Genomic DNA, 13,252 nt, shown 5'->3' with positions numbered 1-13,252 from the left:
AATTTCCAACATTTACTACCTGTTTTTTTAGCACCGGAGATATTATGAACATTATTGCTATAGTATAATTATGAAGAAAAATCAATATTAATAAATGAGGTGTACATCTATGAAGTTTCGCAGCATTCGGTCTCGTACATTTTTTCTAATACTTCCCTTGCTATTAATCACACTAATAAGCATTGGAGGTATTTCGTATTTTAATGCAAAGAACAGTATTAATGAACAATTAAATCAAAAAATGAATCAACAATTAATGGGGATTACCAATAAAGTTGAATCCAATCTAACGGGGCATACCCGTGTAGCTCAGTCGATTGCTAAAACAATGGAATCTGAAAAAATAGGGTTCTATCATTTAGATCAGTTGAACTCCTTGATTGGAAAGAACCTAGAGAATAACAAAGATACGTTTGGTTCGGGCGTTTTCTTTGCCCCTTATACCTATGACCCTAAGATAAATTTCTTTTCTACGTATGTATATCATGGTGAAAACAACCAATTAGCGGCTTCAACGGATTATAATGATCCGAGCTATAACTATCCATCCCAGGACTGGTACAAGATCGGATTATCTCATGATAAGCCGTTTTATTTTACCGACCCCTATTACGATGAAAATGTAAAAGTCTTAATGGCTACAACTACTGTCCCTTTTTACAACAGTAACAATGAGTTATTAGGGATGGCAACGGCTGATATGAATCTGAAAACGTTGCAAAATTTTATTACTGAAACAAAAGTAGGTAAAAATGGCTGGGCGATGCTCCTTGATAGTAAAGGTAATTATATGGCCAGTAAAAATGGTAAGGTCTCATCATCTATTAAAGAGGACAAGAATACGTCTCTACAAAAACTGGCCCCACAAATGTTATCACAGCAGCAAGGTCGTGGTGTTTACGAGGACAGCAACGGTACAAACCGCATTTATTTTAATAAAATTCCAATGACCAATTGGATTATTGCCCTTGTCATACCTGAAAAGGAATTAACGGCTCCTCTTCATTCCTTGTTGAATACGATCATCATCATAAGCATTATTTCAATTGCATTAATTATTGTGATTATTTTTTACTATAGCCGTTATATCACGCGACATGTGGCTCTTGTAAATTCATTATCCAATCGCATGGCACAAGGAGATTTTTCTGAAAATATTCATATTGATACACATGATGAATTTAAGGATATGGGCGATAACTTAAATACCATGCTTTCTGATGTTCGAAAAATGTTAGATCAAGTTAGTCATGGGACAAGCCAAGTGGCGGCAACTTCAGAAGAATTAAATGCCAGTGCTTACCAGACTAGTGTGGCAACTGAACAAATATCAAATGCTATTCAAGAAATTGCCAGCGGTTCTGAAACACAAATGGATAGCTTACAAAATAGTTCTAAAGCATTTGAGGAAATAGCCATCGGTATGACGAGAATTACTGATTCTACTTTATCGGCAGCAGAAAGTACTTCACACGTCTCAGAACAAGCAAAGAGCGGAAATCATTCGATCCAATCATCTGTTAATAAAATTCATAATATGCGCGAATCCGTTAAAAATAGCACGACTGCTCTTGCTCGATTAGTTGAGCATTCAGAGAAAATTGGTACGATCACAGAAGTAATTGCCGGGATTACAGAACAAACGAACCTATTAGCTTTAAATGCATCTATTGAAGCAGCCCGTGCTGGTGAACATGGTAAAGGATTTGCAGTGGTAGCTAATGAGGTTAGAAAATTAGCAGAGCAATCAAAAGAATCTGCAGAACAAATTACCGTTCTCATCAATCAAGTACAAGCAGATACCTCTAAGGTCGTTGATAGTATGAATAAGGGATCCGTAGATGTTGAGGATGGGGCTAAAGCAATTCAAGAAGCCGGAAATATTTTTGCTACCATTGTCACAGAAATTGAAGCAGTAAATCATCAAATTCAAGAAGTATCAGCGGCAAGCAAACAGTTATCTATTAGTACAGATGAAATCTCTGCTTCTTCACAGGAGCTACTGCAAATTGCTCAAAATTCATTACAAAATTCATCTAGAGTTGCTAACTCCTCTAAGGAGTCGCAGATTTCAATGGAGGAAATCACGATTTCAGCAGAGTCATTAAGCAAGCTAGCACTTGAACTTCAGAAAATGACTTCAAATTTTAAGTTTTAGGATGACTAAAAGTAAAGAGATAGCTCAAGCTATCTCTTTTTCTTTTGTCTCATTCGGATAAGCTGCTCCTAATCATTAAGAAGCTCTAAAAAGGAACAAATGGTTAGGATCCCTTTATCAAAGTTCTCCAAGTTAAAATGTTCATTAGGAGCATGTAGATTTTCGTCTGGCAAACCAAATCCCATTAATACAACAGGCACATCTAGGGATTGGTTAAAATCCGAAACAATTGGAATCGAACCACCCTCTCTTTTGTACACTGGTGCCTTTCCATATACATTTTGATACGCCTGGGCAGCTTTTTTAATCATTGGGCTGTCAATTGGGGTTAAAAATGGATTACCAATATCTCGGAGAGACACTTTAACCGTACATCCTTTTGGTGCATGTTCTTCCAGATGCTTTTTAATCAATCCTTGGATTTTTTCAGGATTTTGATTATTAACCAGACGGCAGGTGATTTTGGCATGAGCCTCGTTCGGGATGACTGTTTTAGTCCCTTCCCCTTGAAATCCGCCCCATAATCCATTTATTTCTAAAGTCGGCCTAGAACTGATTCTTTCAGGATAAGGAAAATTGTTTTCTCCTCCTGTTAAATCAGTTAACCCTAACGATCTTTTTAACTTTTCTTCGTCGAGGCCAAGTGCTTTAATTTGTTCCTTTTCAAACTCAGTAAGTTCTACTACATCATCATAAAAATGATCTACATTTATTTTTCCATTTGCATCATGAAGAGTAGAGAGTAGCTGAACCAATAGATGGTTGGCATTCTGGACTCCTCCTCCAAACATGCCGGAGTGTAGATCAGAATTAGCTGTCTTAAGTGAAAATTCCAAAGAGCATAGTCCTCTTAAAGAATAAGTGATTGCAGGGATTCCTTTGTCCCACATATCTGAATCGGAAATGACAACTACATCACAGGATAACTTTTCTTTATGGTCGAACAAAAAAGGAGAAAGGTTAGGACTTCCGATTTCTTCTTCTCCTTCAATGCAAAATTTCACATTTACCGGTAATTTATTTTCTAATTTTAATAATGTTTCCACTGCTTTGATATGTAGGAAGGTCTGCCCTTTATCGTCGGTTGCTCCCCTGGCAAAGATTTTTTCATCACGGATTGTAGGCTCAAATGGAGGTGTCTCCCATAAATGAATCGGGTCAACGGGCTGCACATCATAATGTCCGTAAACTAAGACTGTAGGTGCATTTTCCTGATGTAACCAGTCTCCATAGATAATTGGATGACCATTTGTCTGAATGATTTCAACATGCTCCATTCCAATGCTTTCTAACTTATTAGCAATCCATGAAGCTGCTTTTTGAATATCCTCTTTATGCTCAGATAAAGAACTAATGCTAGGAATACGAAGTAATTCTTTTAATTCCTCGACATTCTGATTATGGTTATTTGATACCAACGCGGATAAATCCTTCATAATATCACCTTTTCATGTTAATTTTCTAAATCATATACTCATTATAAATAATAGAGAAAAAATAATAAAATTTCTTTTATCTTAATTTTGATTTAATGGTTTCACTCAAATATCCTCTATCTCTATGATACAAAATGACAGTAATTACCAAAAAGCCACCAGCTATAAAAATAGATGGATTACCAAAATAAGTGGTTGAAAAGGTTCCAATCAACGCACCAAGAATAAATGAAAGAATTATCAAAGAAAATTCTTTGAATTGTTTTTTAGCTTCACTATTATTTTCCTTTACCGCCAAGTAGGCAGCTTGTGTTGCTGTACGAAGGTTGCCAGTTGTCATTGTTGAATTGTAAGCCCACTTGTCCAGTTTATTGAACGTCGATATTTGTAAAGATGACACAAATGCAATACATACTGTTACCACTATGTTGGGCACATTTTTTGGCAACAAACCTACAGTCATTAATACCAAACATTCTAGTATGAGAATGGACCTTCGATAACTATGCAGTACTTCTCTTACTTGAGGTATTTTACCCATTTCTGAAACCAAAACACCCAATACGAATGCTAATATAGGGGGGATAATAAACAAAGCTCCTCTTATATCCTTATTAGCTGCTTTTACTGCTAGCAGTACCATGTTTCCTGTTTGAGCATTAGCAAACACACCATCTCGGCTGATAAATGTATAGGCATCCAAAAAGCCACCAACGACAGCTAACAAAACACCTAAATAAATAGAGTTGGACGATAAAGATGGGATTTTATATTTCACTATTTTTCACCTTATTTCATTTAAGATCGTGCATTTTTCTTATATGTAAAACAGAGTGGTCTCGGCTTGTTGTTTAGGTATAGGGTACGCTTACCATATTAATTTACACAATATTTTATAAGAGCTTATTGGAAATAAAAGACGCTTCTTACAAAATGTAAGAAGCGTTTTTATCGCTTAAATCACAAAATTATTGATATTGGTAGTCGGGGTCGAACCGACACTCCAGAGGAACACGATTTTGAGTCCGGTCGATAACTAAAATGCTTATAAAACCAAAAATCTCAACAGTATAAGGAATTACTGAAAAATTTAATTAACGCGACTACTGATAATTATGCCTTTACTCTTTAAAATAGTCAATTCGATAATTATTTTTTTTATTTAATTTTACTTGTCCTAATACATGGTATTTTTTTATTAAGATGTTTTCAACTTTTCTTCGCATCATTGCTGCCATAAGACCACTCCATCTAATTCATTTTTTTCTCTATAAATCTAGTAATTAAGATTTTTATAAAAAAACAAGCACCCTTGAGAAGTCCTCTCGTGGGTGCTTATAGATAAATGAATTATTTCACAGTCACTTTTTTAGCAGCACTTACGTTGCCTGCTGTGTCTTTTGCCGTTACATAAAGAGCAGTGCCTGCTTTTTGCTTACTGATCGTTACGGAGAATTTGCCGTACTTGTCAGCTGTAGCTGTACCAATTACTTTAGTTTCAGCTTTCACTTCTACTTTAGCATATGCTTCTGTTTTACCAGTTACTTTAGTTGTTTTTGAAGTAACACTATCAACAGATGGAGCAGTAGGAGCTGTTTTGTCTACTACTGTTGTTGTAGTAATAGAGCTAACATTACCTTTGTTGTCAGCTGCTGTAACAGTTAATACTGTACCTGCTGGCTGAGCTGCTTTTAAAGTCACGGAGTAATTACCGTACTTGTCAGCAACTGCAGTGCCCAGAACAGTAGAACCTTTCTTAACGGTAACCTTAGAACCTGGTTCTGCTTTACCCGTTACTTTCTTATCAAAATCTTTTACTTGGTTCACTACTGGTTTTACAGGAGCTGTTTTGTCTACAACAGTAACCTGCACTTCTTCACTTACATTTCCAGCCTTATCCGTAACGATGATTGTTAAGACTGTATCTGCTTTTTGTGCAGCTTTTAATGTAACAGAGAAGTTACCATACTTGTCAGTTGTAGCATGGCCTAATTCAACTGTTCCAGCTTTAACAGTGACAGTAGAACCTGGCTCTGCTTTACCAATTACTTGTTTGTCAAAGTCTCTTACTTCGTTTACAGATGCTTTTGCAGGAGCAATGACATCCATTACCGTAACAATGTTTAAAGGACTTACATTCGTAGCAGTGTCAATAGTAAAGATGTATAATACTGTGCCAGCTGCTAATTTCTCTAATAGAGTAACTGTGAAGTTGCCATCTTCGTCAGCAATAACATTTACCTTGAAGCCTTTATTATCAGTGATAACAACATGAGAACCTGCTTCGGCTTTACCAGTGATCGTTGTGCTCATGTTTGTGATAGGATCCACAGACGGAGCTCCTGGGTCTGTCACATCTTTTACAACCACTTTAGCAGCTTCACTGACATTATGTGCTGCATCTGTAGCAGTTACAAAAACTTCTGTATATGCCGGAAGAACGGAAATGTCCATCGAGAAGTTTCCTTCTGTATCAGCTACTGTTGAACCTACCACTACATCATTTACTCTAGCTTCTACTTTAGCACCAGCTTCCGCTTCACCTGTGATCGTTGTAGATTTGTCTGTTACTTCGTCCACTACTGGAGCTTCTGGAGCTGTTCCGTCTGCTACTTCTACTTTTGTATCAAAGCTTACGTTTTGTGAAATAATATTTTTAACAGGGTCTGTTACTACTGATTTAATAGCAGTTACAGTTAAAGTTTTTCCTGCTTTTGGTGTCGGAATGGAAACAGTAAAGCTTCCGTCATCGCCAGCTGTTGCTGTGCTGATGATTTTTTGACCATCTTTCACTTGTACTAATGCTTGAGCAACTGTCGTTCCTGTAACGTTTGTATCTTTGTCGTAAACTGGATTTACAACTGGAGCTTCAGGTGTAACTTCTAACTGTCTCATTCTTCCTTCATATTTACCATCAATAGGTGCATTTAAGGAACTAACATAATCGACTAATGTTTGTAAGTCATCACCACTCCAAGTTTTGCGATTAGTACCATTTTTGAATTCAGCAAAGAAATCTCCGCCATCTGCCATAAAGTTATTTACAGTAACAGAATAAACGGCATTCGGGTCAATTTTTGAACCATCTGGAAGATAAATATCAACTACTTTTTCACCAATTGGCAGTGCGTCTGACCAAGTATAAGTTAATCCAGAAATTTGCATAATGCGATATCGGTCTGAACGAAACTCTTGGTTAATGACTGTTCTTACTTGTTCACCAGTAAGGTTTAGACTTACTACATCATTACCAAATGGTTGAATAGCGAATAAGTCTCCATATGTTACATTTCCAGCCTGCTTAATTTCGTCACGTACGCCACCGGCATTCATAAAGGCAAATTGTGTACCTGTTTTTGCACGCATTGCATCTGCAATCACGTCACCCATTGGCGCTTCTCCAGATGTATTCTGAAGTTTCGCAATAGGACCGTTTGTTGTACCAACTACTCTATTAACGGTTGGAGCAACATCTGCCAAGTATTTATCAAGTTCAGCTTTAACGCCAGCATCAAAGTGGGCTGGGTCTTGGAAGGTAGATTGAACTTGAGCTGTTTTTGTTACAATGTCCTCTGTCACAGGGTCAATGGTTAAGTCCACATCAGAGAATGCAGTACCATAAGAATATGACTGAACAAGAAGTTTTTGTTTACCAGTATTATCAGTTACGGTTGAGTTTAGGTATTTATGGTCATGTGCACCGTATACAACGTCAACTTCTGGGTCAATTGCTTTTGCAATATCAACTACTTGACCAGTAGGGTTCGATCCATCACTACTAGAAGTTCCAGGGTCATGAGCTAACACAACAATGGACTTGATACCTTTAGATTTTAATTCTTGTGCATACGTATTAATTGCTTCTACTTCGTCCGTAAATTCAACACCAGCTACACCACTAGGAGTTACAATAGTTGGTGTTTCTGTTGTTACTACTCCGATGAAACCAATTTTCACTCCGTCTACTTCTTTGATCGCGTATGGAGGTAAAACTAATTCACCTTTGTGTTCGCCTTCTGTGTACTTAACGTTAGCAGCAATATAGTTAAATTTTGCCCCTTCGAATGCACCGTATTTATCAACGGTCTTAGGATGTGCGCCGCCATTAATTAAACGAAGCATTTCTTTAACGCCTTCATCAAATTCGTGGTTACCGATTGTACCAACATCCATTCCTAATTCATTCATAAAACGAATAGTTGGCTCGTCTTGTAATAAGGCGGATACAGGACGGCTTGCGCCTACAAGGTCACCAGCTTGTACCATTAGGGTGTTAGCTGGATTGGTTGCTTCTCTCTCTTTCAAGTAACCTGCTAAATATTGAATTCCGCCAACAGGCTTTCCAGAAACAGTAGTAGAATAGTCTAACTGACCGTGGAAATCATTAATGCCTAGTAATTGAACATGAACATTTTGATCTAGAGAATACTGCTCCCAAGTTACGCCGTTAACAGTCTGCGGTCCAACATCCTTCACAGCTGGTTGAGATGGCAGACCTTTTGTTACGGCCTCTGGAGAAGATCTAAATACAAGCTTCGCTTCGCCGCCAACAGGAGCAATTTTCCAGTTGTTATCAGCAGTAGGGTTTACCGTACCTTTATTTTGAATGTAATTCATTAAAACTTGACGGTTCTCGTCAGGAGAGTCTACTACAAGTGTAGCATGTCCACCTTTTGTTCCTGGGAAGTTACCGCCGCCGCTTGCACGATAGTTGTTTGTAGCAACGATGAATCGTTGATCGTCTGCGATTGGATTACCCTTCATATCGGTAAAATGGATGATACGATGAGCATCTTGATTAACTACATCACCAGAAGTATAGTTATATCTTGCTGGCTGCGTTACATCGATTTGATATTTAACGCCATCGATTACGTCAAAGTTAAATGGTTGGAAACCATAATCGATTAACTCTTGTGGGTCTGCCACAGCAGGGTCAATTCGATTAAATTGAGAGGCTGACATTTCTAACCATTCTTTTACTTGTGCACCAGTTAGTTCAACCGCTTTTAACGTGTTGTTATAAAGGTACAAGTCATTGGCACTCTTAATAGAAAGATCACCTTTATTGATATAGGTGTAATCCGTTATACCTTGGCGTCCAGCCTTAAATGGTGCACCCGCTGAAATAACTGGGATATCTTTTAAGTCTGGGCGATTTTTCGCAATAAAGTCTTTCACATAATCGGTTTGAGCATCATTCACGATCTGGATTGTTGGGTCATCCATTACGCGTGAAAAATAGCTGTTCATGGCCGTAGTTGTTTCACCAATTTTGCCGCGAACATAAGCTAAAGTTCCATCATGATATTCCTTAACAGCGTTTACAATTTCTTGATCTGGACCATCAATGGAAGGAACCATAACTGGCTTTTTGTTGGCATCAAATACTGGGTTGCCGTCTGCATCTACTGCTTGCTTCTTAAGTGATCTTAAAGCAGCTTTAGAATCAGCCACCGTCCATTGACCATTCACTTTTTGAAGCGTTAAGTCCATAACCCCTAGGTTATTTCCCCAATAGCCCGCTTCCATTGCTGGAACATTGTTGATTTTACCATTTGTGTTATCAATATCTGTTTTGCCGTTAAATGTAGCATCGCCAGGGAAGTTTAAGTGTGCATGTCCAAATAACAATGCATCAATTCCTGGTACTTTACTTAAAGCAAAGACAGCGTTCTCTGCGTTTTCAGCGTCTTGGCTATTTGTTACAGCAACGTCACATCCAGAGTGAGCAATCGCAACAATAACATCAGCGCCTGCTGCCTTCATCTGAGGGATAAACGTATTTGCTGTTTTAACAATATCTTTTACGGTTACTTTATTTGATAAGTTGTCTTTGTCCCACTGCATGATTTGCGGTGGTGCAAAACCAATAACCCCTACATGAATTGTTTGAGTCTGGCCATTTTGATCGACTACTTGCTTTTCAATAATTTTATAAGGTGTAAAATAGTTTTCAGTATCATTTGAAGAGTCACCGTCAGCGCCATTATCTTTGTAGATATTCGCGTTAACTACATTGTAAGGAACTTCTTGCAGAGCGTTGTTCAAATAGTCCAAACCATAGTTGAATTCATGGTTTCCTACAATACCTGCATCATAATTAAGAAGGCTCATCGCCTTAAACATTGGATGCTGTTCATCTGCAGCCAATTTCTTAATTTTAGCAACATAGTCTGCCATTGGGTTCCCTTGTAGTAAGTCACCCGCATCAAATAACATAGAGTTTTGTTGATAAGTAGGACTGCTTGCATCCGTACTATTAATCTTTTCTTCTCTTGCTTGTTTGATTAGGACAGCTGTTCTGTCTAGACCATAATCAGTAGTAGCTTTGTCCTGATAGTAGTCATAGTCCATGACATTGTCATGTAAATCAGTTGTTTCCAGGAAACGCATCTTAACTGTACTTTCTGCAGTTCCTGTTACTTCAGCCTTAGCTGTTCCTGGGAACATATTCAACGGAATCGTTGTAAACGCTAACACTGTGGCCAAAGAAGTATTAAGCATGCGTTTTGTCATGCTTCTTTTAATTTTTCTTTTCACCATTTTCCCGCCTTTCGACAAATAAATTGGCTTTGCAGAACTATTCTACTAATATTTCGACAAGATTCATAGAGTTTTTCAAAACTTTTTTAGTTAAAATTGAAAGATTAGGGTTTGAAAAGGCATTCTAACTAATATTTGGTAGTTATCTACTATAATTCGGCAAAATATTCAAATTTCTATATAATAGATGTGAAAATTCTGTATTCTATTATAAGACGAGATAAAAAAGGAGGTATGAAGAAGTGAGAGCTGAAAAATTTGGCAAAAAGGAGAAAAAATGGCCCTGTGTGGTTGGGATCATTTTATTAGTACTCTTAGTTGGAATTGTATCTATTCAAATTCTGTATATAAATTCCTATCCAATGCAGTAGTGACCATGCATCAGCCGTTTGACCGAACCAAATCGGATAAAAGGACTGAGGAAGTTTCCTTGAACAACAAGCAGCCTTTCACCGATCTTTTTTTGGAGTAGTTGAACGTAAAGGCGATAAGGGCCGCTCTGATACCATCCCCTTCCTTGTTTCCTTTTCCTAATACAAGAATTTTTCCGCTTTCAAGCGAAATATCAGTTATTTCATGTTTACGAGTTCGCAAAGCCTTACTCCAGTATCAAGTAAGACTGGCATAATAGTGTAATCCCTAAAGTCCACAAATTTCTTTTTATTAGGTTGGCTTAAAAGTTCTCTTTCTTCATCATCTGTAAAAGGTTTTATTTGCTCTTTCTTCTCCTTCTGTTTTTGGAGAGAACAAGCGGGGTTAATAGATATGACTGTTTCCTAATGTAAGAATGAGTAGAACTGTTTCATGGTCCTAATACAGTGGTTTATCGTGGTTGGATTATTGCCTAATTGCTCCATTCAATAACTGATGACGTCTTTAAACAATTTCTCTGTAGTATGAAGCGGAGCAGTAGAATATTTTAGATTCTCTAAAGCACGTTTAATAACCGTCAGATTTTCCTTATCCCAACGTTTTGTATGGTAGGTCAGGGTTTTCATTGTCATGTCTTTTAAAAACAAATCTAGGCTGGTCTGAAAGTCCTCACCGCCACTAACTAACAATGTTTGTTCTTCCTCGTGTAGCTCCTCAATAATGGTTCTTCTTTTTGCCATTTCTCTACGCTTCTTTAAAGCTAATAAAGGAGGTAGCACAATATTTTTACGTACATGATTATAAGACACGACCAAAATAAAAAGGATTGCGTGTTCAGTCATTAAGACTAAACTCACAATCCTTGTTATACCGCAGAAAAGAGCGGGTTTTAGTTGAAAATGATACCGGTGGCCGGGGTCGAACCGGCACTCCAGAGGAACACGATTTTGAGTCGTGCGCGTCTGCCAATTCCGCCACACCGGCAAATCATATGGAGGCGGCAACCGGATTCGAACCGGTGGATAAAGGTTTTGCAGACCTTGGCCTTACCACTTGGCTATGCCGCCGAATTTAATATGGAGCGGAAGACGGGATTCGAACCCGCGACCCCCACCTTGGCAAGGTGGTGTTCTACCACTGAACTACTTCCGCAAAATGGCTGGGCTAGCTGGATTCGAACCAACGAATGACGGAGTCAAAGTCCGTTGCCTTACCGCTTGGCTATAGCCCAATGATAATATACAAATCTCCAATATTCAAGTAAAAATTATGGGGCGGCTGATGGGAATCGAACCCACGAATGTCGGAACCACAATCCGATGCGTTAACCACTTCGCCACAACCGCCATAATAAATATGGCAGGGGTAGTAGGAATTGAACCCACACCAAAGGTTTTGGAGACCTTCGTTCTACCTTTAAACTATACCCCTAAAAATGGTGGAGGGGGACGGATTCGAACCGCCGAACCCTGAGGGAGCGGATTTACAGTCCGCCGCGTTTAGCCACTTCGCTACCCCTCCATTATTATATACACGAATCAGTAAATGGTGCCGGTGAGAGGACTTGAACCCCCAACCTACTGATTACGATTCAGTTGCTCTACCGATTGAGCTACGCCGGCTTAATCAGATCTTAAAGCAAACAAATGGTGGCTCAGGACGGAATCGAACCGCCGACACAAGGATTTTCAGTCCTTTGCTCTACCGACTGAGCTACTGAGCCACAAAAATGGCGGTCTGGACGGGACTCGAACCCGCGACCTCCTGCGTGACAGGCAGGCATTCTAACCAACTGAACTACCAGACCGAATTGCGGGGGCAGGATTTGAACCTGCGACCTTCGGGTTATGAGCCCGACGAGCTACCGGACTGCTCCACCCCGCGATAATAGAAAGTAAAACTTTTATGGTGGAGGATGACGGGATCGAACCGCCGACCCTCTGCTTGTAAGGCAGATGCTCTCCCAGCTGAGCTAATCCTCCATAATGGTGACCCCTACGGGATTCGAACCCGTGTTACCGCCGTGAAAGGGCGGTGTCTTAACCGCTTGACCAAGGGGCCAGTTGAGATTTTATCTGATGGCGGAGAGCAAGGGATTTGAACCCTTGATACGCGGTTAACGTATACACGATTTCCAATCGTGCTCCTTCGGCCACTCGGACAGCTCTCCATGATGTAAATGGCTCCGCAGGTAGGACTCGAACCTACGACCGATCGGTTAACAGCCGATAGCTCTACCACTGAGCTACTGCGGAATAATTAAATTATATACCAGCCTGGCAGCGTCCTACTCTCACAGGGGCAAGACCCCAACTACCATCGGCGCTGAGAAGCTTAACTTCCGTGTTCGGTATGGGAACGGGTGTGACCTTCTCGCCTTAACTACCAGACCAGTTAATTGACACTATTTTATTATAATGTCTTTTTTAAATTTTTCAAGAGGAAATTTTAAAAAATTTCATTCTCTCAAAACTAGATAATGCAGAAGAAATTCAGTAAAAACAAGATCGCATTGACTTGGTTAAGTCCTCGATCGATTAGTATCAGTCAGCTCCACGTGTCACCACGCTTCCACCTCTGACCTATCAACCTGATCATCTTTCAGGGATCTTACTAGCTTGACGCTATGGGAAATCTCATCTTGAGGGGGGCTTCATGCTTAGATGCTTTCAGCACTTATCCCGTCCGCACATAGCTACCCAGCGATGCCTTTGGCAAGACAACTGGTACACCAGCGGTG

At 39.3% G+C, this 13,252-nt stretch carries 7 protein-coding genes, 15 tRNA genes and 2 rRNA genes; 2 read left to right on the top strand and 22 right to left on the bottom strand.

Annotated elements, in window-relative coordinates; genetic code table 11:
- The first annotated feature begins 109 nt into the window (after positions 1 to 109).
- A complete protein-coding gene (locus ACI3K6_RS04285; RefSeq protein WP_435553877.1) occupies positions 110 to 2,158 on the top strand; it encodes a methyl-accepting chemotaxis protein in 2,049 nt (682 codons plus the stop codon).
- Between the two features lie 68 nt (positions 2,159 to 2,226).
- Here the strand turns inward: ACI3K6_RS04285 and ACI3K6_RS04280 are convergent, their stop codons facing one another.
- The 3 genes from ACI3K6_RS04280 to ACI3K6_RS04270 all read right to left on the bottom strand — a co-directional run bounded on the left by ACI3K6_RS04280 (position 2,227) and on the right by ACI3K6_RS04270 (position 10,137).
- Positions 2,227 to 3,594: a dipeptidase gene (locus tag ACI3K6_RS04280; RefSeq protein WP_435553876.1), complete on the bottom strand. Its 1,368-nt coding sequence runs from the start codon at positions 3,592 to 3,594 to the stop codon at positions 2,227 to 2,229.
- Between the two features lie 76 nt (positions 3,595 to 3,670).
- Complete coding sequence (locus ACI3K6_RS04275) at positions 3,671 to 4,372, bottom strand: YoaK family protein (protein ID WP_435553875.1); 702 nt, start codon at positions 4,370 to 4,372, stop codon at positions 3,671 to 3,673.
- Positions 4,373 to 4,944: 572 nt separating this feature from the next.
- On the bottom strand, positions 4,945 to 10,137 hold the full coding sequence (locus ACI3K6_RS04270; RefSeq protein WP_435553874.1) for a bifunctional 2',3'-cyclic-nucleotide 2'-phosphodiesterase/3'-nucleotidase: 5,193 nt from the start codon (positions 10,135 to 10,137) through the stop codon (positions 4,945 to 4,947).
- Positions 10,138 to 10,382: 245 nt separating this feature from the next.
- Here ACI3K6_RS04270 and ACI3K6_RS04265 point away from each other — a divergent pair, with 245 nt between their 5' ends.
- Positions 10,383 to 10,511, top strand: a complete 129-nt coding sequence (locus ACI3K6_RS04265) for a hypothetical protein (protein WP_435553873.1) — start codon at positions 10,383 to 10,385, stop codon at positions 10,509 to 10,511.
- A 10-nt stretch (positions 10,512 to 10,521) separates the two neighbouring features.
- Here the strand turns inward: ACI3K6_RS04265 and ACI3K6_RS04260 are convergent, their stop codons facing one another.
- The 19 genes from ACI3K6_RS04260 to ACI3K6_RS04170 form a co-directional block, all read right to left on the bottom strand.
- Complete coding sequence (locus tag ACI3K6_RS04260; protein ID WP_435553872.1) at positions 10,522 to 10,734, bottom strand: hypothetical protein; 213 nt, start codon at positions 10,732 to 10,734, stop codon at positions 10,522 to 10,524.
- A gap of 263 nt (positions 10,735 to 10,997) precedes the next feature.
- Positions 10,998 to 11,354 carry a hypothetical protein gene (locus tag ACI3K6_RS04255; protein WP_435553871.1) on the bottom strand — a complete coding sequence of 119 codons (357 nt, stop codon included), beginning with the start codon at positions 11,352 to 11,354 and terminating at the stop codon, positions 10,998 to 11,000.
- A gap of 61 nt (positions 11,355 to 11,415) precedes the next feature.
- A tRNA-Leu gene (locus ACI3K6_RS04250) sits at positions 11,416 to 11,496 on the bottom strand.
- A gap of 8 nt (positions 11,497 to 11,504) precedes the next feature.
- Positions 11,505 to 11,579: transfer RNA gene (locus ACI3K6_RS04245), tRNA-Cys, on the bottom strand.
- A gap of 10 nt (positions 11,580 to 11,589) precedes the next feature.
- A tRNA-Gly gene (locus ACI3K6_RS04240) sits at positions 11,590 to 11,664 on the bottom strand.
- A gap of 4 nt (positions 11,665 to 11,668) precedes the next feature.
- Positions 11,669 to 11,743: transfer RNA gene (locus ACI3K6_RS04235), tRNA-Gln, on the bottom strand.
- 39 nt (positions 11,744 to 11,782) lie between these two features.
- Positions 11,783 to 11,858 (bottom strand) — tRNA-His (locus tag ACI3K6_RS04230).
- An 11-nt stretch (positions 11,859 to 11,869) separates the two neighbouring features.
- Positions 11,870 to 11,943 (bottom strand) — tRNA-Trp (locus ACI3K6_RS04225).
- Between the two features lie 5 nt (positions 11,944 to 11,948).
- Positions 11,949 to 12,033 (bottom strand) — tRNA-Tyr (locus ACI3K6_RS04220).
- Between the two features lie 25 nt (positions 12,034 to 12,058).
- A tRNA-Thr gene (locus ACI3K6_RS04215) sits at positions 12,059 to 12,134 on the bottom strand.
- Positions 12,135 to 12,159: 25 nt separating this feature from the next.
- A tRNA-Phe gene (locus tag ACI3K6_RS04210) sits at positions 12,160 to 12,235 on the bottom strand.
- Positions 12,236 to 12,242: 7 nt separating this feature from the next.
- Positions 12,243 to 12,319 (bottom strand) — tRNA-Asp (locus ACI3K6_RS04205).
- 3 nt (positions 12,320 to 12,322) lie between these two features.
- Positions 12,323 to 12,396, bottom strand: a tRNA-Met gene (locus tag ACI3K6_RS04200).
- 22 nt (positions 12,397 to 12,418) lie between these two features.
- Positions 12,419 to 12,494, bottom strand: a tRNA-Val gene (locus tag ACI3K6_RS04195).
- A 4-nt stretch (positions 12,495 to 12,498) separates the two neighbouring features.
- Positions 12,499 to 12,573 (bottom strand) — tRNA-Glu (locus tag ACI3K6_RS04190).
- An 18-nt stretch (positions 12,574 to 12,591) separates the two neighbouring features.
- Positions 12,592 to 12,682 (bottom strand) — tRNA-Ser (locus ACI3K6_RS04185).
- 10 nt (positions 12,683 to 12,692) lie between these two features.
- A tRNA-Asn gene (locus tag ACI3K6_RS04180) sits at positions 12,693 to 12,767 on the bottom strand.
- Between the two features lie 19 nt (positions 12,768 to 12,786).
- Positions 12,787 to 12,902: ribosomal RNA gene (gene rrf, locus ACI3K6_RS04175) — 5S ribosomal RNA — on the bottom strand.
- A 127-nt stretch (positions 12,903 to 13,029) separates the two neighbouring features.
- Positions 13,030 to 13,252, bottom strand: a 23S ribosomal RNA gene (locus ACI3K6_RS04170); the annotation flags it as partial.

Origin of the sequence: Neobacillus solisequens (assembly GCF_051233465.1) — a bacterium.
Classification (GTDB): Bacteria; Bacillota; Bacilli; order Bacillales; family Cytobacillaceae; genus Neobacillus.
This window is presented reverse-complemented; position numbering and strand designations above follow the sequence as displayed.

What these genes read in the sequence shown, in the direction of transcription:
- ACI3K6_RS04255 (WP_435553871.1), bottom strand. Translation starts at nt 11,354, where the DNA reads ATGACTGAACACGCAATCCTTTTTATTTTGGTCGTGTCTTATAATCAT.
- ACI3K6_RS04280 (WP_435553876.1), bottom strand. Translation starts at nt 3,594, where the DNA reads ATGAAGGATTTATCCGCGTTGGTATCAAATAACCATAATCAGAATGTC.
- ACI3K6_RS04285 (WP_435553877.1), top strand. Translation starts at nt 110, where the DNA reads ATGAAGTTTCGCAGCATTCGGTCTCGTACATTTTTTCTAATACTTCCC.